The 24,581-nt window shown below is 72.3% G+C and carries 25 protein-coding genes; 17 read left to right on the top strand and 8 right to left on the bottom strand.

Annotation, left to right across the window (positions count from 1 at the left end):
* Nucleotides 1–78: 78 nt before the first annotated feature.
* The 6 genes from IE313_RS25365 (at nt 79) to IE313_RS25340 (ending at nt 6,571) form a co-directional block, all read left to right on the top strand.
* The gene (locus IE313_RS25365; protein WP_189936075.1) at nt 79–1,317 is read left to right on the top strand and encodes a MurT ligase domain-containing protein; all 1,239 of its coding nucleotides are present in this window, start codon (nt 79–81) and stop codon (nt 1,315–1,317) included.
* Between the two features lie 62 nt (nt 1,318–1,379).
* Nucleotides 1,380–2,108: a type 1 glutamine amidotransferase gene (locus IE313_RS25360; RefSeq protein ID WP_189936073.1), complete on the top strand. Its 729-nt coding sequence runs from the start codon at nt 1,380–1,382 to the stop codon at nt 2,106–2,108.
* Nucleotides 2,109–2,253: 145 nt separating this feature from the next.
* Nucleotides 2,254–3,279: a 6-phosphofructokinase gene (locus IE313_RS25355; protein WP_189936071.1), complete on the top strand. Its 1,026-nt coding sequence runs from the start codon at nt 2,254–2,256 to the stop codon at nt 3,277–3,279.
* A 164-nt stretch (nt 3,280–3,443) separates the two neighbouring features.
* Complete coding sequence (locus IE313_RS25350; RefSeq protein WP_189936069.1) at nt 3,444–4,394, top strand: cytochrome c oxidase assembly protein; 951 nt, start codon at nt 3,444–3,446, stop codon at nt 4,392–4,394.
* A gap of 163 nt (nt 4,395–4,557) precedes the next feature.
* Nucleotides 4,558–4,713 carry a hypothetical protein gene (locus IE313_RS25345; protein WP_189936067.1) on the top strand — a complete coding sequence of 52 codons (156 nt, stop codon included), beginning with the start codon at nt 4,558–4,560 and terminating at the stop codon, nt 4,711–4,713.
* 157 nt (nt 4,714–4,870) lie between these two features.
* The gene (locus IE313_RS25340; protein ID WP_229924937.1) at nt 4,871–6,571 is read left to right on the top strand and encodes a hypothetical protein; all 1,701 of its coding nucleotides are present in this window, start codon (nt 4,871–4,873) and stop codon (nt 6,569–6,571) included.
* Here IE313_RS25340 and IE313_RS25335 read toward each other — a convergent pair.
* A complete protein-coding gene (locus IE313_RS25335; protein WP_189936063.1) occupies nt 6,555–8,726 on the bottom strand; it encodes a tetratricopeptide repeat protein in 2,172 nt (723 codons plus the stop codon). The genes IE313_RS25340 and IE313_RS25335 overlap by 17 nt on opposite strands.
* 115 nt (nt 8,727–8,841) lie before the next feature.
* Nucleotides 8,842–10,272, bottom strand: coding sequence for a hypothetical protein (locus tag IE313_RS25330; protein ID WP_189936061.1), 1,431 nt, complete (start codon nt 10,270–10,272; stop codon nt 8,842–8,844).
* Nucleotides 10,273–10,626: 354 nt separating this feature from the next.
* Between IE313_RS25330 and IE313_RS25325 the strand changes: the two genes are divergently transcribed.
* From IE313_RS25325 to IE313_RS25315, 3 genes are all read left to right on the top strand, one after another.
* Nucleotides 10,627–10,947: a DUF3040 domain-containing protein gene (locus IE313_RS25325; protein WP_189936059.1), complete on the top strand. Its 321-nt coding sequence runs from the start codon at nt 10,627–10,629 to the stop codon at nt 10,945–10,947.
* Nucleotides 10,948–11,359: 412 nt separating this feature from the next.
* Nucleotides 11,360–11,839: a winged helix-turn-helix transcriptional regulator gene (locus tag IE313_RS25320; protein ID WP_229924936.1), complete on the top strand. Its 480-nt coding sequence runs from the start codon at nt 11,360–11,362 to the stop codon at nt 11,837–11,839.
* A 321-nt stretch (nt 11,840–12,160) separates the two neighbouring features.
* Entirely contained in the window at nt 12,161–12,679 is a 519-nt protein-coding gene (locus IE313_RS25315) for a winged helix-turn-helix domain-containing protein (RefSeq protein ID WP_229924935.1), read from the top strand.
* Nucleotides 12,680–13,635: 956 nt separating this feature from the next.
* On the opposite strand, the gene IE313_RS25310 is transcribed toward IE313_RS25315, so the two are convergent.
* Nucleotides 13,636–14,190, bottom strand: coding sequence for an LmbU family transcriptional regulator (locus tag IE313_RS25310; protein WP_189936054.1), 555 nt, complete (start codon nt 14,188–14,190; stop codon nt 13,636–13,638).
* Nucleotides 14,191–15,142: 952 nt separating this feature from the next.
* On the opposite strand from IE313_RS25310, the gene IE313_RS25305 reads away from it, so the two are divergent.
* The 3 genes from IE313_RS25305 to IE313_RS36040 all read left to right on the top strand — a co-directional run bounded on the left by IE313_RS25305 (nt 15,143) and on the right by IE313_RS36040 (nt 17,412).
* Nucleotides 15,143–15,883, top strand: coding sequence for a lysophospholipid acyltransferase family protein (locus tag IE313_RS25305; protein WP_189936052.1), 741 nt, complete (start codon nt 15,143–15,145; stop codon nt 15,881–15,883).
* A gap of 124 nt (nt 15,884–16,007) precedes the next feature.
* The gene (locus tag IE313_RS25300) at nt 16,008–17,042 is read left to right on the top strand and encodes an NAD-dependent epimerase/dehydratase family protein (protein ID WP_189936050.1); all 1,035 of its coding nucleotides are present in this window, start codon (nt 16,008–16,010) and stop codon (nt 17,040–17,042) included.
* Nucleotides 17,043–17,277: 235 nt separating this feature from the next.
* Nucleotides 17,278–17,412 (top strand): hypothetical protein, encoded by a 135-nt coding sequence (locus IE313_RS36040; protein ID WP_268256742.1) that lies wholly within the window; start codon nt 17,278–17,280, stop codon nt 17,410–17,412.
* Nucleotides 17,413–17,764: 352 nt separating this feature from the next.
* Here IE313_RS36040 and IE313_RS25295 read toward each other — a convergent pair whose 3' ends face one another.
* Entirely contained in the window at nt 17,765–18,043 is a 279-nt protein-coding gene (locus tag IE313_RS25295) for a type II toxin-antitoxin system Phd/YefM family antitoxin (RefSeq protein WP_189936049.1), read from the bottom strand.
* Between the two features lie 86 nt (nt 18,044–18,129).
* Here IE313_RS25295 and IE313_RS25290 point away from each other — a divergent pair, with 86 nt between their 5' ends.
* From IE313_RS25290 to IE313_RS25280, 3 genes are read left to right on the top strand one after another with little or no spacing between them, the layout of a single operon-like run.
* The gene (locus IE313_RS25290) at nt 18,130–18,774 is read left to right on the top strand and encodes an ATP-dependent Clp protease proteolytic subunit (protein WP_189936047.1); all 645 of its coding nucleotides are present in this window, start codon (nt 18,130–18,132) and stop codon (nt 18,772–18,774) included.
* Between the two features lie 8 nt (nt 18,775–18,782).
* Complete coding sequence (locus tag IE313_RS25285) at nt 18,783–19,103, top strand: hypothetical protein (RefSeq protein WP_189936045.1); 321 nt, start codon at nt 18,783–18,785, stop codon at nt 19,101–19,103.
* Nucleotides 19,104–19,155: 52 nt separating this feature from the next.
* Nucleotides 19,156–19,692 carry a DUF6328 family protein gene (locus tag IE313_RS25280; RefSeq protein ID WP_229924934.1) on the top strand — a complete coding sequence of 179 codons (537 nt, stop codon included), beginning with the start codon at nt 19,156–19,158 and terminating at the stop codon, nt 19,690–19,692.
* Here the strand turns inward: IE313_RS25280 and IE313_RS25275 are convergent.
* Nucleotides 19,682–20,128 carry an ATP-binding protein gene (locus IE313_RS25275; protein ID WP_189936043.1) on the bottom strand — a complete coding sequence of 149 codons (447 nt, stop codon included), beginning with the start codon at nt 20,126–20,128 and terminating at the stop codon, nt 19,682–19,684. The genes IE313_RS25280 and IE313_RS25275 overlap by 11 nt on opposite strands.
* Nucleotides 20,129–20,443: 315 nt before the next feature.
* Between IE313_RS25275 and IE313_RS25270 the strand changes: the two genes are divergently transcribed.
* Entirely contained in the window at nt 20,444–21,304 is an 861-nt protein-coding gene (locus IE313_RS25270) for a helix-turn-helix domain-containing protein (protein ID WP_189936041.1), read from the top strand.
* Between the two features lie 11 nt (nt 21,305–21,315).
* Nucleotides 21,316–21,540 (top strand): DUF397 domain-containing protein, encoded by a 225-nt coding sequence (locus tag IE313_RS25265; protein ID WP_189936039.1) that lies wholly within the window; start codon nt 21,316–21,318, stop codon nt 21,538–21,540.
* Nucleotides 21,541–21,591: 51 nt separating this feature from the next.
* On the opposite strand, the gene IE313_RS25260 is transcribed toward IE313_RS25265, so the two are convergent.
* From IE313_RS25260 to IE313_RS25250, 3 genes are read right to left on the bottom strand one after another with little or no spacing between them, the layout of a single operon-like run.
* Nucleotides 21,592–22,407: an ABC transporter permease gene (locus IE313_RS25260; protein ID WP_189936037.1), complete on the bottom strand. Its 816-nt coding sequence runs from the start codon at nt 22,405–22,407 to the stop codon at nt 21,592–21,594.
* Between the two features lie 13 nt (nt 22,408–22,420).
* Complete coding sequence (locus IE313_RS25255) at nt 22,421–23,305, bottom strand: ABC transporter permease (protein ID WP_189936035.1); 885 nt, start codon at nt 23,303–23,305, stop codon at nt 22,421–22,423.
* Between the two features lie 8 nt (nt 23,306–23,313).
* Nucleotides 23,314–24,483, bottom strand: a complete 1,170-nt coding sequence (locus tag IE313_RS25250; RefSeq protein ID WP_189936175.1) for an ABC transporter substrate-binding protein — start codon at nt 24,481–24,483, stop codon at nt 23,314–23,316.
* Nucleotides 24,484–24,581 lie beyond the last annotated feature (98 nt).

Below are 24,581 nucleotides of genomic sequence, written 5' to 3'. Positions count from 1 at the left end.
TAGGCTGAGGGCCACGCGATGGCCATACCCACTCGCCCGGGGCCGGCACGGCGCCGTATCCAAGGAGGATCCTCAACAATGGCAGGCAACTCGGACCCGCTGACGCCGCGGGCCAAGCTGGCCGTGACGGCGGGCAGGGCCGCCGCGGCGGTATCCCGTGCAGCGGGCCGTGGCAGCGGTTCCGTGATCGGCGGCCGGGTAGCGCTCAAGCTCGACCCCGAACTGCTGGGCCGGCTCGCCCAGCACCTGGACGTGGTCCTGGTCTCCGCCACCAACGGCAAGACGACCACCACCCGACTGATCGCGGAGGCACTGCGCGCGGCGGGCCCCGTCGTGTCGAACGCCCTCGGCGCCAACATGCCTGCCGGCATCACCTCCGCCCTCGCCGGCGGCTCCGACGCCCGGTTCGGCGTGATAGAGGTCGACGAGAAGTACCTGGCCGGGGTGGCCCGCGATGTGGAGCCCAAGGCCATCGCGCTGCTGAACCTCTCCCGCGACCAGCTCGACCGGGCCGCGGAGACCCGGATGCTCGCCGAGCACTGGCGCGAGGGCCTGGCCGGCGCCAAGGCGATCGTGATCGCGAACGCCGACGACCCGCTGGTCGTCTGGGCCGCGTCCTCCTCGCCCAACGTCGTCTGGGTGGCCGCGGGCCAGATGTGGAAGGACGACGCCTGGTCCTGCCCGTCGTGCGGCGGTGTGATGCAGCGCCCCGGCGACGACTGGTTCTGCGGCGAGTGCGGTTTCCGCCGCCCCGCCCCGAGCTGGGTGCTCGCCGGCGACCACGTGATCGACCCGCAGGGCTCGGCCTGGCCGATCCACCTCCAATTGCCCGGCCGCGCCAACAAGGCCAACGCCGCCACCTCCGCTGCGGTCGCCGCCGCCTTCGGGGTGCCGCCGCAGGTCGCCCTGGAGCGTATGTACCAGGTCCAGGCGGTCGCCGGACGGTACGACGTCGTGCAGTTCCTCGGGCGGGACCTGCGGCTGCTGCTGGCGAAGAACCCGGCCGGCTGGCTGGAGACCTTCTCGCTGATCGACCGGCCGCCGACCCCGGTCATCCTGTCGGTGAACGCCCGCGGCGCGGACGGCACCGACACCTCGTGGCTGTGGGACGTCGACTACACCCGGCTCACCGGCCACCCGATCTTCGTGATCGGCGACCGCAAGCTCGACCTGGCCGTGCGTCTGGAGGTCGCCGACCAGAGCTTCCAGGTCTGCGCGAACCTGGACGAGGCGGTGCAGGCGGCGCCGCCGGGACGGATCGAGGTCATCGCGAACTACACCGCGTTCCAGGACCTGCGCCGCCGCGTCGGCAACTGACCCGCCGGCCCGCGCCCACCCGGCGGGCCCCGAGAACTTCCCCAGAAGGACGCCTTATCAGCATGAGCGAGAGCAGCTTGCGTGTGGTGTGGGTCTACCCGGACCTGCTGAGCACCTACGGTGACCAGGGCAATGCGCTGGTCGTGGAGCGCCGGGCCCGGCAGCGGCGGCTGTCGGTGAGCCGTATCGACGTGCGCAGCGACCAGGCGGTGCCCACCTCCGGTGACATCTACCTGATCGGCGGCGGCGAGGACCGTCCGCAGCGGCTCGCGGCCGAGCGGCTGCGCCGCGACGGCGGCCTGTCCCGGGCGGTCGGCAACGGCGCCATCGTCTTCTCGGTGTGCGCCGGCTACCAGATCCTCGGCCACGAGTTCATCAACGACCTCGGAGAGCGCGAGCCGGGCCTCGGCCTGCTCGACGTGGTCTCCACGCGCGGCGACGGCGAGCGGTGCGTCGGAGACGTGCTGGCCGACATCGACCCCCAGCTTCGCCTCCCGCAGCTCACCGGCTTCGAGAACCACCAGGGCATCACCCACCTCGGTCCGACCGCCAGGCCCTTCGCCAGGGTCCACCTCGGTCGCGGCAACGGCACGGGCGACGGCACCGAGGGCGCGTATAACGACACGGTGTTCGGTACGTATATGCACGGTCCGGTGCTCGCGAGGAACCCCGGGATCGCGGACCTGCTGCTGAAGCTGGCACTCGACGTCAACGCCCTCCCGCCGGCCGACGACAGGTGGTACGAGGCCCTCCGCGCGGAGCGCATCGCAGCCGCCCAACAGCCCGCCTGAGCCCCCTCCCGAACACCTGAGCGCGGCCCCGTCCAGCAGGCGGACGCCTGGTTCGGCGGGGCCGCCCCGCGCCGGTAGGCTGGCCGTGATCCAGCCGGACGACGTGGTCCGGCCACCGGCCCACGTTGCAAAGGTATTCCGGGCTATGCGTATTGGTGTCCTCACCTCCGGCGGCGACTGCCCCGGCCTGAACGCCGTGATCCGCTCGATCGTGCACCGCGCCGTCGTGGACCACAGCGACGAGGTCATCGGCTTCCAGGACGGCTGGAAGGGGCTGCTCGAGTGCGACTACCGCAAGCTGGACCTGGACGCGGTCGGCGGCATCCTCGCCCGCGGCGGAACCATTCTCGGCTCCTCCCGGGTGCAGCCCGCACACCTTCGGGGCGGCGTACAGCGCGCCAAGGGGCACGTCGCCGACCTCGGTCTCGACGCGATCATCCCGATCGGGGGTGAGGGCACCCTCAAGGCCGCCCGGATGCTCTCCGACGCGGGCCTGCCGATCGTCGGCGTGCCCAAGACCATCGACAACGACATCGCGGGCACCGACGTCACCTTCGGCTTCGACACCGCCGTGGGGGTCGCGACGGAGGCCCTCGACCGGCTGAAGACCACCGCGGAGTCGCACCAGCGGGTGCTGATCGTCGAGGTCATGGGCCGCCACACCGGCTGGATCGCCCTGCACTCGGGCATGGCGGCGGGCGCGCACGCCATCGTGGTGCCCGAGCGGCCCTTCGACATCGACGAGTTGACGGTACGGATTGGGGACCGCTTCGAAGCGGGCAAGAAGTTCGCGATCGTGGTGGCCGCCGAGGGTGCGAAGCCGCGCGCGGGCTCCATGGTGTTCGACGAGGGCGGCAGGGACGTGTACGGCCACGAGCGCTTCGCGGGCATCGCACGGCAGCTCTCGGTGGAGCTGGAGGAGCGGCTCGGCAAGGAGGCGCGGCCGGTGATCCTCGGCCATGTGCAGCGCGGCGGCACACCCACCGCCTACGACCGCGTGCTCGCCACCCGGTTCGGCTGGCACGCGGTGGAGGCCGTGCACCGCGGTGAGTTCGGGCACCTGACCGCGCTGCAGGGCACCGACATCCGGATGGTGCCGCTCGCGGATGCCGTGGAGGACCTGAAGACCGTGCCCGACCAGCGCTACGCCGAGGCCGAGTGCGTGCTGTGAGCGGCTAGGCCGTTCGGCGGGACGGCCCGGGCCCGGCCGCGCGCGCCGCACCCCGGTCACCGGCCCGGTCGGGGGCGGTTCTACCCTGGTGCGGACACCTGCACACAAACTCCCCGGTGCCCGATGGTCCCCGGGAGGTGCCTCCCAGAAACAGGAGCCGGCCGATGGATCACAGCGGGCACGGCATGACGATGGATCTTCCGCCGTTCACGCTGGGGCGCGGGCTCGCCTGGTCCACTGACCCGTTCTTCCTCGTGGCCTGCCTGGTGGCACTCGCCCTGTACGGGTGGGGCGTGCTGCGGCTGGTGCGCCGCGGGGACCGCTGGCCGGTGGGGCGCACCGCGGCCTTCACCGTCGGCGTGCTGACCGTGCTGCTGGTGATGTGCACCGGGCTGAACGACTACGGCATGGTCATGTTCAGTGTGCACATGGTGCAGCACATGGTCATCAGCATGCTCTCGCCGATCCTGCTGCTGCTCGGCGCGCCCATCACACTGATGCTGCGCGCCCTGCCCGTCGCCGGCCGGGGCCGCACCGGCCCCCGCGAGCTGCTGCTGAAGCTGCTGCACAGCCGGTTCATGCGGGTCGTGACGCATCCCGCCTTCACCATCCCGCTGTTCATCGCGAGTCTGTACGGGCTGTACTTCACCCCGGTCTTCGACGCCCTGATGGGTTCCGCGAGCGGGCACATCGTGATGATGGTGCACTTCCTGCTGGTCGGCCTGGTCTTCTTCTGGCCGATCATGGGCGTCGACCCCGGGCCGCACCGGCCCGGCTACGTGCTGCGGATGCTGGAGCTGTTCGCGGGGATGCCCTTCCACGCCTTCTTCGGGATCGCGCTGATGATGGCGTCGACGCCGATGATCGGCGTCTACCGGCATCCGTCCGCCTCGCTGGGCATCGACGCGCTCTCCGACCAGACCGCGGCGGGCGGTATCGCGTGGGCGTTCAGCGAGGTGCCGTCCGTGCTGGTGCTGCTGGCCCTGCTGTTCCAGTGGTACCGCTCGGAGCAGCGCCAGGCGCGCCGCACGGACCGGGCCGCCGACCGGGACGGCGACAAGGAGCTAGAGGCGTACAACGCCTACCTCGCCGCCCTCAACGCACGCGGGCACTGAGGGCCTTCCGGGTTCCCGGGCGGGCCGCGGCCGGGCGCCCCGTGCGGTGTCCGACGGGCTGCTGGTGGCGGACCGTGCGCCAGGAGGATGATGGGTCCGCAGGTCGCGTTGGAGCGCGGTCCGGGCCGGGGCCCGGCCCGTCCGGTGTGAGGAGGGTGTCGCGATGCCCGGTTCCACGAAGGCGATGGGGGTCGTCACGGTCGGCGGCCTGGTCGTGGTGACCGCCTACACGGCGGCCATGGGAAGCAACGGCTGGTTGTGGTTCGGCTGGGTCGTCCTCGGCCTGGTCACCCTGGGCATGGCCGCCTCGCGCACCTGACCGCCGTACGCACCTGAGCGCCCCCGGCACGCTCCTGCTGCCGCGTCCGGGGCACTCCGCAGCGGCACCCGCAGCCTTGGTTATCGTTGCCGGACCGACACGGGCGGACGAGTGACCAGGGGGCGCGGTGGCGGAGGCGGTGTCCAGGTGGATACGGGTGCCGGTCGGTGAGGACGCCGGGCGCTGGACCACCCGCGGCCGCTGCCGCACGGTCCTGCTCGTCGTGCACAACGTCACCTCGGCCACCAGGCTCCTCGACGTCCTGCCGCTCTTCCGGGACGACCTCGGGGTGCAGTTGCTGGCCACGTGCACCGGGTCCTCGCCCTTCCAGAGCGGGGTGGCGGAGCTGCTGGCGGAGGTGGGCGTGCCGGTGCTGCCCTGGGACCAGGCGCTGCACCTCGGGGCGGATCTGACGATCTCCGCCAGTTTTGGTGGAGCACTGCATGATATTCCCGGCAAACTACTCGTACTGTCGCATGGGGTTGGCTACAACAAGAGGCTGCCCCGCCGGACAGTCGGACGCCCGGACGCCCGGACACCCGGACAGCCGGACGTGTTCGGGCTGGCGCCCGAGTGGGTGCTCGCGGAGGGCAGGCCGATCGCGGACGCGCTGGTGCTCTCGCACCCCGAGCAACTGGCCAGGCTCCGTGCCTCCTGCCCCGAGGCCGCCCCGACCGCCGTACTCGCCGGAGACCCTTGCTACGACCGCATCCTGGCCGCCAGGCCCCGCCGCGAGCGCTTCCGCAGGGCACTGGGCGTCACCCGCGGCCAGCGGCTCCTGCTGCTCAACTCCACCTGGAACCCGGAGTCCCTCTTCGGTGACGGCGGCCCGGACGACATCCTGCCCCTGCTGCTCCCCCGGCTCACCGCCGAACTCCCCGCCGACGAATACCGCCTCGCCGCCGTTCTGCACCCCAACATCTGGCACGGCCACGGCCCGGGCCAGATCCGCACCTGGCTCGACCGCGCCCAGCGGGCCGGCCTCACCCTGATCGACCCGCTGAGCGGCTGGCGCCAAGCACTCATCGCCGCGGACGCGGTGCTCGGCGACTTCGGATCCGTCAGCTACTACGCCGCGGCGCTCGGCACCCCCGTCCTGCTCGGCGCGGGCCCGCTCACGGTCCTCGGCGCCGACTCCCCCGTGGCGGCGTTCGTACGGCAGGCACCGCGCCTCGACCCGTACGCTCCACTGCGGCCGCAGCTCGAAGCGCTGCTGGCGAACCACCGTCCGCTGCCCGGCCCCGCACGGCTCACCAGCTCCGCGCCCGGCCGCTCGGCGGCGCTGCTGCGCCGCACCTTCTACCGCCTCATGGGCCGTGCCGAGCCCGGCGCCCCCGCCCTGCTCGACCCGCTGCCGCTGCCGCCGTACCAGCCCGTCGTCCGCACCGCTCCCCTGCGCGTCCTCACCGGACTGCCGGCCACCGGCGGCATCGCGGTGACGCGCTTTGCCACCGGGCCCTACGAACCCGCCGGGGAGGGCGGGGCGCACACGGCCGTGCACGAGGACACCCTGGACGCCTCCCTGGCCGACCAGGCCGATGTCATCCTCCAGTACGCGGCGGCCGACGACCCCCGCCTCGGCCCGCCCGAGGAGTGGTCGGCCCAGGCCCTGGAACGCTTCCGCTACTGCGCCCTCGCCGCATACGTCACCTCCCCGGACAGTTGCACGCTGCGCACCCGCCGGGGCAGGCTGGTCCGCCTCACCGCAGGCCCGCGCGGCGCCGACCCCGCCGTCTACGCCTCCGCCCTGCACGCCTGGCTCGCGGACGGCAGGTCCCTGGAGGAGCTGTCCGGCGAGGGGATGGCCGTGCACACCGGGCACGGCACGCACCGGGTGGCCGTCACCCCGCTCGGGTGACACCGCCGTCGTCGGCGCACTGGGCGCGCAGGGCCCGCAGGTGGCTGACGTGGTGGTCGGCCTGCTCGCTCTCCAGTGCCGCCAGCGCCTCATCGATCAGAGGCAGTGCGCCGTCCGGGTCCGCGGCCCTCAGACGGGTCTCGGCGAGGTCCGTCAGGGTGCGGGCCGCGTTGTACCGCTCGCCGCTCGCCCGGAAGTGGGCCAGCGCCGTGGCCGACTCCTCCAGGGCCTCCGGCAGCCGGTCCAGCCCCCGCAGCGCCCGGCCCCGGTGGCGGTGCAGCAGGGCGCGCGCCCGGGGCAGGTCGTCGAAGCCCTCACCACCGGGCGCGATGCCGTCGAGCACGGCGGCAGCCTCGGTGAAGCAGTCCAGCGCGTCCTGCCAGCGCCACTGCGCGAGCCTGAGCAGGCCGAGTGACTCGACGGCGGTGGCCACCCCCTGGGTGTGGCCGGCCCCCCGCACCGCGTCCGCGGCGCGGCGCAACTGCGCCTCCGCCTCCTCGAACTGCCGCAACTCCAGGAGGGCGAAGGCCAGTTGGGTGTGCATCCGGCCGGCCATGCGCGTGCCGGGGAAGCGCTCGTGGGCGGCCCGGGCCGCGATCCGCAGTGCCGGCAGCAGTTCGTCGTGCCGGCCCGCCTTCAACTGCACCGCCCACAGGGCCTCGGTGAGCTGGCTCACCGAGGCCCAGTCCTGGAACTCCTCGGCCGCGCGCACCGCCTGGACGAGGTTGGCGAGTTCGGCCTTGAGGGCGGCGAGCGCGGCGCCCCGGCTCGGGTAGCGGTCGGCGGTCGCCTGCCGGTAGCGGGGGCCGAGGTGCCAGCGCTCGGGCAGTGCGGCCAGGTCCGCGTGCACGGCGAAATCCAGGTAGTACGCCACCGCGCGGTGCACCGTACGGGCGCAGGCGGCCAGGCCGTCCTGGCGGGCCGCCTGCGCCTCGGCGTGGCGGCGGATGCCGTCCCGGTAGCGGTAGCCGGAGCCCGCACGCTCCAGCAGGCGCCGCTCCGCCAGCCGGTCGAGCAGGTCGGCGGCGGCGGTTTCCGGGACCTCGGCGATGGCCGCTGCGGCGGCCGGTGTCAGTGCGGGCCAGGGCCGCAGGGCCCACAGCCGGTAGCAGCGGGCGTCGTCCTCGCCGAGCCGTTCGTACGCGCGTACGGCGACGGCGTGGACCGGGTCCGCCTCCGGCGCGGCGCCGCCCCGCCGGGCACGGTGGCCGACCGTCTCGCCGGGCGGAGGGGGTGCGGCCAGGTCCGGCACCGCGGCGAGGAGGGCGTACGGCCGGCCCGCGCACCGGCGAAGGACCGACGGCAGCACGGCCCGCGCCGCCGCCACCGCCTCCTTCCCCGCCACCTGCGTCAGCAACCGGGTCGCGTCGCGGGAGGTGAGCGGTCCGACCGGGACGGGCACGGCGTCGACGCCGGGCAGCAGGCGGTGCGCGGTGACGATCGTGAAGACGCCGGCGGCGCCGCTGAGGAGCGGTGCGACCTGGGCGGCGGACTGGGCGTGGTCGAGGACGAGGCACAGGCGCCGGTCCTCGGTGAGCCGCCGGAAGAGGCCGGCGCGTTCTTCGAGGGCGGGCGGGATGTCCTCGGGCGGCAGGCCGAGGCCGCCCAGCAGGAGCCGCAGCGCGGTCGCGGCGTCGCGCCCCTCACCGGGACCGTCGCCGCGCAGGTCCACATGGAGGCGCCCGTGCGGGTACTGCTCGCTCTGCGCGCGGCACCACTGGACGGCCAGGGCGCTGGTGCCGATGCCCTCCGGGCCGTGGACGAGCACCCTGCGCGGACGTCCGTCGGCCGGGCGGAATGCCTCGCGGCTCAGTTGCCGCAGGGCCTCCTGGCGGTCCGTGAAGGAGCGCACGCCGGAGGGGAAGGGCGGTGCGCAGGAGAGGGCCTGGGGCCTTTCCAGTGCCCTGCCCACCAGGGCCTGCATGCCGGCGAGGCTGCGGGCGTGGCGCGGGTCGCGCTCGGCCCCCTCGTGCAGCAGCCGGGCGAGTGCGTCCCAGTCGGCCGGCGCGCAGGGGGCGCGTACCTCGCGGCCCGCGATCCGGGCGGCGAGGCCGCCGAGCAGTTCGTAGGCGCGCTTGCCCGCTTCGTTGGCCATGCCGGAGCCGACCGCGCCGACCATGGCCGTGAGCGCCGCCATCGATACCGGATCGACCATCGCGCACCTCCCCCTGTGAGGCCCTCGGACGCCGTCCGCGCCCTCACTCGCGTCAGGTGATCAACCGTAGCGAATGCGTCGCGGTGCGTGCCGGCCAACTCCCCTGTCCGGCCGGTCAGTCGGCCGTTCCCCTGCGCGGATAGCCGATCAGGTGCTGGACGCCCTTGCTGTCGGTGTAGGGGAACAGGCCGTACCCGCCGAGGTCCGCGGCGGGCAGGTGCACGGTGGGGACGAGGAGTTCAGGGACGGCGGTGCTCAGGGAGACCCGCAGCGGTTTGCCGAGCCCCGAGCGGGCGTCGGCCGCGGTGTGCATGCCGGTGGTGCCGTAGGCCGTGCCCTGGTCGGTGACGGCGATCAGGGTCAGCGGGCGGGGGGCCTTGTCGGCGGCGGGGTCGTCCGGCTGGACGTCCGGGCTCGGCTCCCCCGGTACGGCGCCCTGCGTGGTGCCGTCCGACTCCTTGTCGAAGCAGTAGCCCTTGTGGTCGGCGAGGTCGAAGACGAGCGCCCCGGCCACCACGTAACGGCCCGAGAAGGAGAACACCATCTCCGGGTACCTACCGGGGTCGACGGCCGGGCGGTGGCAGTCGGCAGAGGCGAGGACCTTGCCGGTGGCGGCATCGTGCACGGCCCACGTCTCGAAGTCGCCGGCCTTCTTGCCGCCGGGCTTCCTGCGCCATTTCACGAGCACCCGGTCGGTGCTGACGGAGGCGGGCACGCCGGAGGCCGGGTCGGTGCCCTTGGGAGCGGTCCTGCGGCCGTACCAGCCGCCGCGCACCCAGAACTCCTTGGCGCCCCGCACGATCAGCCCGTGGGAGGTGAGGCCGCGGATGTCGGTGTCGCGGTGGCACGAGCCGCAGCCGCGCGGGTACTTGAGGTCCTTCGCGGCGGTGGTCGACACCTTGCCGTCGGCGGGGTCGACGACGGCGGCGTGGTCGCTGCCGCGCCCGATGAGGATCCCGGGGCCGCCCGCCGTCACGTCGGGGGCCTCCGGCCAGGGCACGTAGACGTGCTGCCGGGTGCCGTAGGCCGCGTCGTAGATGTCGAGGGAGACGACGGTCCTGGGGCCGCCCAGGACCGACTGGCCGATGTCGCCGTAGGACCAGGTGACGAAGTACTCCCGGCTGCCCTCTGAGACGGTGAGCAGCCGGGGCCGGGCCCAGGACCTGGACAGCGGCCGCACCGGATCCCCGGTCCAGCGCGTGCGCCCGCTGGTGACGTCGAGCGCGCGCACCTGGAAGCGGCCCTGGCCGGCCTCCTCCAGCACGGCGACGCTCCCGGTGTTCTCGGCCACCACGTACTCGTCGGAGACACCGGACACGTCCCAGCCCCTGCTGGTGTCGTAACCGGCCGGCACCAGCAGGCGCGGGTGCCGCGGGCCGGTGGCGGCGGTGCGGCCGGCCGTGTCCTTCGGTGCGCTGGTGCCGACCATGGACAGGACCGCGAGGAGTGCCAGCACCACCACACCGGTGAGCAGGGTGCCGCGGACGATCCGCTCACGCCTCGAACGCAACACCACCGGGCGCCGCCGGCGCCAGTCAAACGTCATTCGCACCTGTGCCGCCCCAACGATCTGCTCGACCGGACCCCGTGACCACCCGGACCGTATCGGCCTGCCGGGAAGCATGTCAGACCGGGGTGGGTGGTACGGGAAGAACCCTTGGGTCCGGTTCACACGTGCGCCGGCGGCCGCGGCGTGCACCGCTCGGCGTGCACCGCTCGGCGTGCACCGCTCGGCGTGCACCGCTCGGCGTGCACCGCTCGGCGTGCACCGCTCGGTGTGTGTCCGGTCGGGGGACGCCGGGGTGCGGGCGGGCCCGCGCGCCGGTCCGGTGCGCCGTTAGTTCCGCGAGTGCCGGGGCACTCGTGGCGAAGCCGAGACGAGCGGTGGGAGGTAGAGATCATGGCGACAGGCCGGCTCCCCGAGCGCGAGCAGCGGATCCTTGACGAGATGGAGGCGGCCCTCGACCGTGACCACCGTCTGAACCGACGGTTGCGTGCCGTGCGCATCAGCTTCCGGGTGCACAGCGCGTGGGCGGCGTCGGGAGCGGCCCGCGGGTTCTTCATGGCCATGGCGGCGCTGGCCTCGCTGATCCTGCTGGTGGTCGGCATCAGCACATCCAACCCCGGAGTGATCTGGGCCTTCGCCGCGACGTGGACGTTCGCCCTCCTGGGCGGCCGGCGTGCGATGCACCACCGGGCGGAGCGCCGGGACCGGGCTTGAGCAGCCGGGCCCGAGCCCCCGGTGCAGAGCAGCCGCTCGACCGGGTCCGCGGCACCGGCCGGCGGGGCCCGGGGGTGGGACCGCCCGGGTGGCCGGGCCGTGCGGCGTGGTCGGCGACGGCTGGGGTCACGGGGATGTCCGGGGCGGGGGTGTCATGGTGTCCGCCCGACGGGCGGGCACCGCAGCGCTGTGCGGCCCGGCCCGAGCCCCGGCTCCCCCGGCCCCGCCCCCAGCTCCGGCATCGATCCTGAACCGGGCCGATGCTGACAGGACGGCGACATCAGCGGCCACTTTCGGGTGAGTCCTCGCCATGGTGTACGTAAAAGATTTGCGGCTCAACCTTCTACTCGTCGGCATCGACGCGTCAGGTGCACCGGTGGTGCGACCGGCGCGGAATTCGGAGGAAAAAGCGGTGGGGGCGCGCAACGAGGACGGTCCGCTGGCGTATGCCATGCGGCTCATCGGCGACTGGTGGACGCTGGAGTTACTGCATGACGCACTTGATGGGAACACCCATTTCGAAGAGTTCCGCGACAATCTGAAAATAGCACCGAATGTGCTGGCCAACAGGCTGTCCACCCTGGTGAGGACGGGCCTCATGGACCACCTTCCGAGCGAGAGCGGACCCCGCCACGACGCCTATGTGCTCACGGACCTCGGCCGCGCGCTCAGGCCCGTGCTCCTTGCCCTGACGGCATGGGTCAACGACCGCCTGCCGCCCGAGCGGCGCAGCGTGGTCCTGGTGGACGCCGCGACCGGCAGGGAGGTGGAACCCGTGCTGGTCGACCGGGTCACGGGCCGGCGCGTGGACACCGGCGCGCATGTCCTCACCGCGGGCCCTGCGGCCGGTCCCGAGGTGCGCGCCCGGTACACGGCGCGGCACTCCGGGTGAGCGGTGCGGACCGGCGCGCCGCGCCGCACGGCGGTGCGGGCCGGCACAACGCCGTGCGCCCGGTACCGAAGGATGGCGGGGCGAGGCGCCGGGCCGTTCCTTTACCCGGCGAACCGTCCTGTCGACAGGACTATCCGAAAGGGCGTGGCCTGCGGGGAAACAGCTAATCCACGGTAAAGCATGCCGGCGGACGAACCGTGAATTCATTCTTCTTGTCCGGCCTTTGGTCCTCTTGCTAGTGTTCTTTGATCCTGTCGGCGCCGTCTGCGCCCGGGACCATTCACTCTGGGGGTCGCCGTGTACAAGAGCTCCAATAGTGATGTGAAGTTCGTACGATGGCCCGCCCAAGCGAACTTACGCAACCACTGCAAACGAGAAGGAATTCCCTGCCTGCTCGTCGTGGAGGGCGGGGCGGAGCCGCCGTTGTGCAGCGATCCGCGGGAGGACTGGGTACGGGCGCCGATATCCCGGGCCGACCTGGAGGCCCGGGTCGCCGCCCTGCGACACCGCGCGCGCAGCCGCAGGACCCCGGTCCTGGACTCCTCGGGCACGCTCTACTTCGACGCCCAGTGGGTGACCATATCCACCACACAGACGGAGCTGATGGAGTTGTTCGTGGAGCGCTTCGAGGCAGTGGTCCCCCGTCACGAGCTGAGGCAGCGCCTGGCCAGGTCCGCCCTGAACAGTCCGACCCGCAACTCCCTGGACCTGCACATCATGCGGCTCAGGAGACGGCTCGTCCCGGTCAACCTCGCGATCCGCACGGCCTGGGGGCGCGGCTACCTGCTGGAGCCGTTCTCGGAGACCGAGCGGCCGGTCCGTGCCTGCCCCAACTCCTGACGCCACGTCAGATGACGGTCCCGGCAGGGGCGACGGCGCCCTTCCCGCCCGTCGCCGGGGGTCCCGGCCCCCAGGGGGAGGAGGTGACGCGGGGGGCGGGCACGCCGGTGACCGCTCCCCGGACCTCCGGCCGGCGGGCGGCGGTGCCCTGACGGCCGCCCCTGCTCCGCCGTCGTCCGCCGCGGGACCGGCAGGCAGGCGTCTCCCCCGTATCCGCAGGGGCCTACCGCGCGGGGTGTGCGCGGGCCGTGCCGACCGCGTTCCCCGGGGAAGGTGCCGGGCGGCCCCCGCAGGGGCCGACGACCCCGGGGCCAAGTGGCGCGACGAGGCATCCGATCCGCCGGGCGGACGGAAGGACTCCGGTAGGCCGGGGGGTGGCGTCCGGCCAGGACGGCGCGGTGACGGAGCCGTGTTCGGCACGACAGCGGCCCTCTCGCCGGCTGCCGCCGCGCAGGCGACGAGGCCGTGTCCGTGTGCCCGGCGGAGTCGGCGGAGCCGGTGCGTGCAGCGAACCGCGCTCCTCGTACACACGGGTGTTCGAAGGCGGCATCGGTGCCACAGGCGCCGCGGGTGCCGCACATGCCGCGGGTGCCGCGCGTTCCATGGGTGCCGCGCGTTCCGCAGGCGATGGCGATCTCCGTGCCGGCGCCCCCCGCGGGCTCGGGGCCGAGGCGCTGCGCGGGATGCGGCCGGACGGCAGCGGGCCCATGTGCGAGGGCCCATCGGTTGTGCACGCGGGCGCGCAGGCGGCCCATGGCTGCTGCGGGCGCGTCGGTCACGGTGCGGGGGCGCCGGTGGTGAGCCGTAGCGCCGGAGTGCACGCGGGTCAGAGGCCGGGCGGTGGCGGGTGAACGGCGGGACCCGGGCGCGCCCATGCCCCTGGCCCCGGAGCACGGGCACACCCGGGCAGGACGGACCGCCGGTGCCGGGACCCCGCCAGGACGGGGCCCCGGCGCTCAGTCGTCCGCCGGCTCTCCGAGCGCCTGTTCGGCGGCGCGGTCGAGTGCCGTCAGCACCCATCGGTCGAATTCGATGCCGGTCTGGTGCGCCGCCCTGCGCCAGGACACGAGGCGGCTGCTCGGCACCTGGATCCGCGGAATCAGCGCGAACTCCTCCCGCGCACCACCGTTCGCCTGGGACCGCGCGTCCTGGATGTGGCTGCGGAGTTGCTTGGTGGTCCACCTCAACCGCTCCGCCTGGTCGAGGAGCATGTCCTGCTTCTCCGTGGAAAGCGACGCCACTTCCGCGTGGTGCTGGAAGCTCAGGCGGGCGCGCCTGCGGTTCAGCGGGAACTGGCGGGAGACCCATGCGTAGTTCCGCAAGGTCTGGTACTGGAGTCCGGCCGCGCGGATGGCCCGCTGATATCGGTCGGCGTAATGCTCCTTGCCGTACATGAGCCAATCGCCGAGGCACCACGACGAGGAATCCACGATGCGGGAGAGATGATGGCCGGCGCGCTCCCATTCCGCGAAACTCAGCTCGGTCGGAAACCGCAGTCCGACCTTGGTCATCAGCAACTGGTCGGCGTCGATGCGGGACTGCCGCGGCCCACCTGGGCGCGGTGGCGGTGCTCCACGGGCCGCGGCCCGGGGGACAGCCGTGTCCGCACGTGTCCTGTTCAATGTCTCATCCCCCTGCACAGAGAATTCACCCCGGAATTACTCGGGGGCACACCCTCGCCTTCGTCGCGCCGGCCGTGAGGACGGCTGTCTTTGCAAAACGCTACGGGACGGGAAAACAGACCGTCAAGACCGTCCTTAAGGCATCCCAACAGGGCGGAGGCCGGTTCTGCGCTTGACTTCGGAGCGGGATTCCAGGACCTTGCACGGTATGCCGCGGAAGTCGCTCGCGACCCTGCCGCTCAGTCATCGGGTCGCTGCGCCGCGCACCCCATGTGATTTCGGCCAGCAGCCTGGTGTCACCACATGGGGAAGCCTTGCCCTACGACCACCGATAACTAATAGTACAAATTCTGAGCAGTTCCCGGATAATCGCCAACGCAATCACCCACCAAGGCATACGGATTGCACGGCACACCGCACGGGAAACTGCCGCACACCGTCGGCCGCCCCGCCCCGCCGCCCCCGGCAGCAACCTCCTTCCGCGATGTGCCACCCCCTGGGCCACACCGCCCCCCGTGCCACCTCCGGCCCCGCCACGGGCCGTCAGGGACGGGGTGGAAAGGCGCGACTTCGAACCCCCCTTGCGTCCCGTGCCCGGGCTCGGGCCCCCATGCCCCCGTGGCGGCGAGCCTTCGCGAGCCCCTGACCAGCACGGGTGGGACCCGAGAGCCGCCGGGAGCGGGGCGGTGCAGGCACCTCTGTCACGAGTCCGTACGACTCCGATCAGAAGTGGTTACAGACGACGATGCCTGGACCTACACTGATCACTCCTAAACACGCTGTGACCTGGCAGAACGAACCGCAGTACGCAGCCCTGAGCCGATTCGTTAGGGAGCCACCCGTGTTCTACCACGTGCTCAAATACGTATTCCTGGGCCCACTGCTGCGCTTGTTGTTCCGGCCCTCGATCGAGGGTCTCGACCATGTGCCGGCGTCCGGCGCCGCGATCATCGCCGGAAACCATCTGTCGTTCTCCGACCATTTCCTGATGCCGTCGATCCTGAAGCGCCGCATCACCTTCCTCGCCAAGGCCGAGTACTTCACCGGCGGCGGCATCAAGGGCCGGCTCACCGCCGCCTTCTTCCACAGCGTGGGCCAGATCCCGGTCGACCGGTCCGGCAAGGAGGCCGGCCAGGCCGCCATCCGCGAGGGCCTGGGCGTACTGGGCAAGGGCGAGTTGCTGGGCATCTATCCCGAGGGCACCCGCTCGCACGACGGACGGCTCTACAAGGGCAAGGTCGGTGTCGCCGCCATGGCCCTCAAGGCACGGGTCCCGGTCGTGCCGTGCGCGATGATCGGCACGTTCGAGGCCCAGCCGCCCGGCCAGGTGCTGCCGAGCCTGCGCCCCGTGAAGATCAGGTTCGGGGCCCCGCTGGACTTCTCCCGCTTCTACGGCATGGAGGACGAGAAGACCATCCTGCGTGCGGTCACGGACGAGATCATGTACGCCATCCTGGAACTGTCCGGCCAGGAGTACGTGGACAAGTACGCTGCCGCGGTCAAGGCGGAGCAGGCAGCCGAGCAGGGTGAGGCGGACGGCGCCGAGCGGGGGAGGAAGTTCCCTCGGCTGCCCCTGAGTTGACCGCCGCCCGGTCCGTACCGGCCCGCGCCGGTCCCGTCATCCCCCGGGACGGAATCCGCGGGGTGAATCTGCGGCTGGCGAAAGGTGCTGGCCGTCCGGCCGGGCCCGCGCATACCGTCCGGCCATGGGACACGCGGTGGTCATCGGGGCGACGGGTCAGACGGGGCGTGCCGCGGTGCGGGCGCTCGCGGAGGACGGCTGGACGGTGACGGCGGCCTCGCGCGGCGGCGGCCGGGACGACCGCTGGCCGCGCGAGGTACGCGTGGTGGGCCTCGACCGGACCGACGACGCGGCGTTGGCGGCCGTGCTCGACGGGGGTTGCGACGTCCTGGTCGACATGGCCGCCTACGGGCCCGCCGAGGCGCGCCAACTGCTCTCCCTCGCCGACCGGGTGGGTTCCGCGGTGGTCATCTCCAGCGGGGCGGTGTACGCCGACGACCGCGGCCGCAGTTTCGACACCCAGGAGGAGCCGGACGGCTTCCCCCGCTTTCCGGTGCCGATCCCGGAGACCCAGCCGACGGTCGCCGCCGGCGGGTCGAGCTACGGCACCCGCAAGGTGGCTCTGGAGCGGGAACTGCTCGCGGCGGGCGACTGCCTGCCCACGACCCTGCTGCGGGCGGGCGCGATCCACGGCCCGTACTGCCGGACACCGCGCGAGCTGTACTTCGTCAAACGGAACCTGGACGGCAGGCGGGTGCGCGTGCTCGCGCACGGGGAGAGCCGCTTCCATCCGGTGAGCGTGCACACGCTCGCCGAACTGATCCGGCTCGCGGCGGCACGCCCGGGCTCCCGGGTGCTGAACGCGGGCGATCCCGACGCGCCCACCGTCCGCGAGATCGGTGAGGCCATCGACGCCGTGATGGGCGTGGAGACCGAGACCCTGCCGATGCCCGCCGGGGCGCCGCCGGGCCTCGGCAGCACCCCGTGGTCCGCCGCGCACCCCGTCGTCTACGACATGGCCGCGGCCGAGCGCACACTCGGCTACCGCCCCGTGACGACCTACCGCGACTCCCTGCCGGAGACGGTGCGCTGGCTCACCGCACAACTGCGCGACCGCGACTGGCGCACCGCCTTCCCCGCGCTGGCCCGCACGTACGAAAGGACCGGTCTCTTCGACTACACGGCGGAGGACGCCTGGCTCGCCGGGGAGCGCGGGTGACCCGGGCTCTCACGCCCGGCCCGACCGCGGAGGCGGGGCCCAGGACGGGGGTCCCGCCCCGGGCGTCCTCAGCCCCTGCCCTCGCCGCCCCCTCCCGTGCGGCGAGGCCGCGCGGCCCTGGGAGGACGACCCGGCCGTCGGTGACGACCATGAAGCGCTCCATGACGGGCACGAAGACGTCGACCACGGCCAGGTGGTCGCTGACGTGTCTGTCCCACACCCAGGCGCCGTACCCGTGGCTCTGCAGCACCGCGAGCAGGGCGTCGAGATGGCCCTGCGGGGCGCGGGTCCCGGCGGCGTCGGCGAAGGGGACGAACAGCGGCCAATGCGCGACCGAAAAAACGACCCCAGGACCCTCGTCATCCCCTAGATCGTCTAACTTTGTGCAAAGTTATCGCCATACCGCTTCTTTGTTCGTACACAGCGTCGGGTGACCAGGCGGACACGACGCAGCGCACGGTTCGCGCGAGCGGCGGTGCGGAACCGGCCCATGGCTTTCCCAGGGCTCCGACCGGCCCAGCAGCGGAGCGGAGCCGGGCGGGCACGGCCGGGCGCACGACCGCCCCGCGGGGCACCCGCGACACAGAACCCGTACGGACACGGGCGACACGGGACAGCCGCGCCGGTGCACGAGCGCACGACGAGGCCGGGGCATCAGCGCACGACGAGGCCGGGGTGCGACGAGGCCGGGGCGTCGGTGCGCGACGACGCCGGGCGCGGCCTCAGCGGGCGTCGGGGCCGCGGTGCTCCGCGGCGATGCCGAAGCGCTGCGGTTCGCCGGCAGCGGAGGGCGCCGTACCGATCGCCGACACGGAGCTGATCACCTGCTCGTCGGCCATGTCCCGTTCCTCTTCGAGTCGTCGCAGGTCAGCCGCCGAGACCAGGGCGACAAGAGGCTTGCCGTGACGGGTGACGACCACCCGTTCGCCCCCGTACACGACGCGGTTGATCAGATCGGCGAGCTCTGCCCGCGCTTGCGTCACCGGAATCTCGTAGGCCATGCTCCCCATCATAACGGCACGTACATCCTGTACATTTCTTACAGGGGCGTGCAGAGACCCGGAGACCGTTTCGAGGAGGCGCTGCCATGACCCGTCCGACCGGTCCTACCAGCCGTTATGTCCTGCCCGAGTTCACCGAGCGCACCAGCACGGGGCAGCGCACGCTGGATCCGTACTCGAAGCTGCTCGACGAGCGGATCGTCTTCCTCGGCACCCCGATCGACGACACCTCGGCGAACGATGTGATGGCCCAGTTCATGCACCTCGAATACCTTGCGCCGGACCGTGACATCTCGCTGTACATCAACTCGCCCGGTGGTTCGTTCAGCGCGATGACCGCGATCTACGACACCATGCAGTTCGTCACCTGCGAGGTGGAGACGATCTGCCTCGGCCAGGCGGGCTCGGCGGCCGCGGTGCTGCTGGCCTCCGGGACACACGGAAAGCGGTCCGCGCTGCCGGACGCACGCATCCTCATCCACCAGCCGGAGTTCGCCGAGCCCATCGAGGGCCAGGCGTCCGACCTGGCCATCCAGGCGAGCGAGATCCTGCGCACCCGCGATCTGCTGGAGGAGATGCTCTCGCGGCACACCGGCAGGAGCGTCGCGCAGATCAACACCGACATCGAGCGCGACAAGATTCTCGACGCCCAGCAGGCGGTCGAGTACGGCCTGGTGGACCGGGTCGTGCCCACCCGCCGCGGGTCGGACTCGTACTTCGACGCGAGCTGAGGAACCCGATGCTGCCACCCGAGCTTCCGCCGCTGCCCGCCCTCACCCGGGCCGAGGGCGAGCTGGTCGACAGGTACCTGGAGGTCGTGGACCTGCTGGGCCGGATCAATCCGGCCCGGGCCGGCGACACCTACGGCGGTCTGCGCGCCGCGCAGGCCCTGGTGTCGAAGGCGGTCGCCCTCCGGGACGCACTGGTGCTGATGCACCAGCGCGGGGAGAGCGAGCTGCACGCCGAGACCCTCACGCGAGCGCTGCGCGTCCTGGACGGCGAGCGGCGCGCCGCCCGGGTCACGGTGCCCTCGCAACACGGCGACAAGCCTTCCTCATGACCTTGGGCCCGGTAGTGGCGTGAGGCGCGCCGGGTGGGTTACTCATGCTCATATGAACGAGCCGCCTGCCGAGCCCATCCGCAACGAGACACCGATGGAGCGGGCCGACCGCAACTTCGCCGAACTGCTCCAGGAGTTGCGGGTCACCCAGACCGGGGTGCAGATCCTCTTCGCGTTCCTGCTCACCCTGGCCTTCACACCGCGCTTCCCGTCGCTGGACAGCGTGCAGCGCGGGATGTACGTGGCGACGCTGCTGCTCGCGGTGCTGGCCACGGTGCTCTTCATGGCACCGGCGGCACTGCATCGCGGGTTGTTCCGGCGGCACGCCAAGCCGCAGATCGTCGACACGTCCTCGCGCTTCGCGATCGCCGGCATGGCCGCGCTGGCACTCGCGCTGACCGGGTCCGTCCTGCTGGTGGTGGACGTGGCGCTGGGCAGGCCGGCCGGCATCGGCGCGGGCGTGGCGGTGTTCCTGCTGCACGCCGGGCTGTGGGGCGTCATGCCGCTGATGGCGCGGCGCCGCGTGCCCGGACCCGACACGGTGCAGACCCCGGCCACGGGCGACGGGAGCCGAGGACCTACGGACTGAGCGGGCCCTCCCGCATCGGAACCGTCCACGGCAGGACGATCCACACCGTCTTGCCGCCTTCGGGGGTGGGGTCGACGAAGAGCCGGCCGCCGTGCTCCGCGATCAGCCAGCGGATGATGACCATGCCCCGGCCGTTGTCCTGCCGCAGGGGGCCGGGCAGGCGCTCGGGGTGGCGCGGGTGGCTGTCGGTGACGCCGATGCGGATCTCCTCGTCGCGCTCCAGCGATACGTGGACGGTGAAGGTGGGCGACTGCCCGAGGGTGTGCTGCACGGCGTTGGTGGCGAGTTCGGAGACGATGAGCCGCGCGGTGTCCGCCGCCTGGGCCTCCCCCGGCAGGCCCCACTGGGTGAGGAGGTTGCTGACGTACGTGCGAGCGGCGGAGACCGAGGCGGGATCGCTCGGCAGGGTGACGGATGCTTCCTGATGGTCTGCCATGACGACGTCGTCCCTTTCCCGCCGGGGCCGGGCTCCGGCACGTGCGGATGGTTCGAGGGCGGCCCCGGACTGGTGCTGGGCGCCAGACTGCCACTCGGCCACCGGCCGCGGGGGGCGATCCACCGGTAAGTGCATATATCTGTCCCTCGATGCGGTGAACTCTGCTTCCGTCGACCGCATTCGGGAGAAAGGCCGTCGCGTCCCCTGCCGTTCGGCCGACCCGCCGGGTCGGCCGGAGCGCCGGGAACCGGTAGAACGGAGCACCGGTACAGCACCGGAGCACCGGAGCACCGGAGCACCGGAAAGGAGACGACCATGCGCAACGGTCCCGCGGTGCGCCGCCGAAGACTCGGCGCCGAACTGCGCGCGCTGCGTCTGCGCGCCGGACTCACCAGCGGCGGGGCGGCTGCACTCGTCGGCTGGCACCAGTCGAAGGTGAGCCGCGTCGAGACGGGCCGCAGCGGAGTGCGGCCCGCCGACGTGCAGTTGCTGCTGGACGCCTACGGTGTCGGCGACCCGGCGCAGCGCCAGTTGCTCGCCGCGCTGGCGGGCTCGGAGCACGACGGCGGACGGCACGACTGGTGGCACGCCTACCGGGGCCTGCTGCCGCCCGCCTACCGGGACTTCATCAGCCTGGAGGCGCAGGCCAGCCGGGTGCGGACGCTGGAGACATCGGTGGTGCCTGGGCTGCTCCAGACGCCGGACTACGCGCGGGCCGTCACCCGTGCCGCCCTCGGCCCCGCGCCGCACGACCGGATCGACGCGCTGGTGGAGGTGCGCCTGGCACGCCAGGACGTGCTGCGCGCCGATCCTCCGGTCGAGTTCAGTGCCGTGCTCGACGAGGCCGTGCTGCGCCGCTCGGTCGGCGGAGCGGGGGTGATGGGGCGTCAGCTCCGTGCCCTGCTGGATGCGGCCCAACGCCCGCACGTGCGGCTCCAGGTCCTGCCGTTCGCCGCCGGCGAGCACATCGGAATCACCGGACCCTTTGTCGTTCTGTCATTTCCGAACATTACCGATCTCGATGTCATCGTTCTCGACCATTTGACGAGTAGCCTCTATCTGGAACGGAAAGAAGACCTACGGGCGTATACCGATGCCTTCACCTCGCTTCAGGGCTACGCCCTTTCCCCCGAGGACTCAATGGAATTCATCGCCCATGTCGGCGAGGGAACGTAGGGAGCACTCTCATGGCCGCACGGTTTCGGCACATACCGTCCAGCACCGCACTGCGGGGCGCGGCGTGGCGGCGCAGCAGCCGCAGCACGGGAGCGAACAACTGCGTGGAGGCCGCCGCCCTGGCGGCCGGACCGGGCGCCGGCCTGGTGGCGGTGCGCGACTCGAAGCGTCCCGAAGGGCCCGCCGTGCTGTTCCCGCCGGCGGCCTGGCGGGCGTTCCTGGAGAAGGTGGGCTGAGCCGGGACCGCGTCGTCGTCCGGCTCCTGCCGCACGGCCCGCCCCGGGCACTCAGATCCTGCTGCCCGAGGCGGTGTCCGAGGAGAGCCGTTCGGCGAGGTAGATCGGCAGCACGGACAGCAGCACCAGCACCGCCGCCACCACGTTGACCACCGGCGCCTGCCGGGGCCGCGCCATGTTGTCGAAGATCCACAGCGGCAGGGTCCGCACGCCCGGCCCCGCGGTGAACGTCGTCACCACGATCTCGTCGAACGACAGCGCGAACGCCAGCAGGCCCCCCGCCACCAGCGCGGAACGCACCAGCGGGAAGGTGATGTCGGCGAACACGCGGAAGGTGTGGGCGCCCAGGTCCATCGCGGCCTCCTCCAGGGAGCCGGGCGTCCTGCGCAGCCGCGCCACGACGTTGTTGAACACCACGACCACGCAGAACGTGGCGTGCCCGATGACCACGGTGAACAGCCCGAGGCCGACACCCAGCGGTTCGAGCACCGTTCTGAAGGCGGAGTTGAGTGCGATCCCGGTGACGATGCCCGGCAGCGCGAGGGGCAGCACCACGGCGAAGGAGAGCGCCTCGCGCCCGAAGAAGGCGTGGCGCTGCACGGCGAACGCGATCAGCGTGCCGAGCGCCAGGGCGACGGCGGTGGCCGCCGTGCCCGCCGCCACGGAGGTCCACAGCGCCTCCCTTGCCCCCGTGTTGCGCCACGCCGCCGTCCACCAGCGCAGGGTGAGGCCGGGCGGCGGCCAGCCCGAACCGCGGTCCCGGTTGAAGGAGTTCAGCACGACCACCAGCAGCGGCAGGTAGATGACGGCGAAGCCGACGGCCGCGGCGGTGCGCAGCGCTATGCGTGCGGGTCGGGAGAGTCGCATGGGTCGGCGCTCCTCACAGGCTGCTCGACGCACCGCTGCGGCGCACCGCGAGCAGGTAGAGCACGATGACGACGACGGGGACGGTGCCGAGCGCGGCGGCCAGGGGCAGGTTCAGAGTGACGTTCGAGTAGACGAGGTTGCCGATCAACTGCGTCTTGCCGCCGACGATCTGCACGGTGATGTAGTCGCCCAGGCTGAGCGAGAACGTGAAGACCGACCCGGCCGCCACCGAGGGCAGCACCATGGGCAGCACCACCGATCGGAAGGTGCGCCAGGAGCGTGCGCCGAGGTCCGCAGAGGCGTCCAGCAGGCTCTCCGGCAGCCGTTCGAGCCCGGCGTGCACCGGCAGGATCATGTACGGCAGCCAGAGGTAGGTCAGGACGATGACGGTGGCGGCCCTGCCGTAGCCGGGCCCGCTGACGCCGAACGGTGCCAGCACCCAGTCGAGCGGCCCTTGGGCGGACAGGATGAGCCGCCACGCGTACACCTTCACCAGGTAGCTGGCCCACAGCGGGGTGAGGATGGCCACCACCAGCAGCGGGCGCCTTCGCGGGTGCGCCACGCGCGCCGTGTAGAAGGCGACCGGGAACGCGATGACGGCGCACAGCGCCGTCACTGCCAGCGCCACGCCGATGCTGCGCAGCGCGACCTGCCGGTAGAGGGGTTCGGAGACCAGGGCCGAGAAGTTCTCGGCGGACCACACCTTCACCACCTCGGACGTGAAGGAGTCGGTGGTCCACAACGCCGACAGGAACAGCACCGCCAGCGATCCGAGATAGGCCACCACCAGCCACAGCAGGGGTGCGCCGAGCAGCAGCGACAGCCGCAGCCGGGGACGGCGGTGCAGCGCTCCCGCGAGCCGCCGGACGGATCCAGCGGCCTGCCCGGTGGACGTCACGGCCCGCCTCAGCCCTTGATCTCGTTCCAGGCCTGCACCCACTTCGCGTACGGCACGCACCGGACGCCGGTACGGCCGTCGAGGCACTGCTCGATGGGCGTGGTCCAGTAGTGGACCTTCCTCCAGTACGGCTCGTCGGCGGCGTGGAAGACCGCGCAGAGGTTCTTGTCGGCGCTCTCGTCGCAGGCCCTGGCGTTGGACGGGGCCTCGCCGAAGTACTCGGCGACCTCGGCGTTGACCTTGGGCGAGATGATCCAGTCGAACCACTTGTAGGCGCAGGTGGGGTGCTTGGCCCGGGCCGAGAGCATCCAGGTGTCGGACCAGCCGGTGGCCCCCTCCTTGGGCAGCACCGCGCGGACGTCGGCGCCCTCGGACTTGGCCAGGTTGGCGATGACCTGCCAGGCGGTGCCGACGACGGAGTCGCCGGTCTTGAACGCGGAGATCTCCTTGAGGTAGTCGCTCCAGTACTCGCCGATGTCGGCGTTCTGCTTCTTGAGCAGGCCCACGGCGGCGTCGAACTGCTTCTGGTCGAGCGCGTAGGGGTCCTTGATGTGGAGGCCGGGCTCGGTGGCGCTCAGGTACAGGGCCGCGTCCGCGATGTAGATCGGCGAGTCGTACGCGGTGACCCTGCCCTTGTACCGGGAGGCGTCGTCGAAGACCGCGGACCAGGAGTCCGGGGCGGGCCTGACCTTTCGGGTGTTGTACATGAGGAGGTTGGCGCCGCGCCCGTGCGGGATGCCGTAGGCCACGCCCTCGACCGAGTTCCAGGCCCGGTTCTTCAGCCCCGGGAAGACGTCCTTGTAGTGGGGCACCAGCCTGGTGTTGACCGGGGCCGCGTCACCTGAGGCGATCAGCCTGAGCGAGGCGTCGCCGGAGGCGGAGACCGCGTCGTAGTCGCCGGTCTTCATCAGGGACACCATCTCGTCGGAGGTGGCCGCGGTCCTTGCGTGGACGTCGCAGCCGGTGCGCTTCTCGAAGTCGGTGACCCAGTCGGCCCCGGGGTCGTCGGAGCCGTCCTCGACGTATCCGGCCCAGGCGATCAGGTTGACCTGCCCCTCGGGCTTGCCGAGCGTGGACCGGGCCGCGAGGTGGGGCGGGTGGAACCCGCCCGCGCCCGGCGATCCCGAGGAGCCGGTGGAGTCGGACGATCCGCAGGCCGCGGCCGCGAGCAGCGCCATGCATGCCGCTGCGGCCCTGAGGGTGGGGTTCACGCGCACGACGTTCTCCAGACGTGAGGGAACTGGCGGGGGGAGCGCACGGGTGAGGGAGGCGGTTC

Source organism: Streptomyces sulfonofaciens (genome assembly GCF_014656295.1).
GTDB lineage: Bacteria > Actinomycetota > Actinomycetes > Streptomycetales > Streptomycetaceae > Streptomyces > Streptomyces sulfonofaciens.
This window is presented reverse-complemented; position numbering and strand designations above follow the sequence as displayed.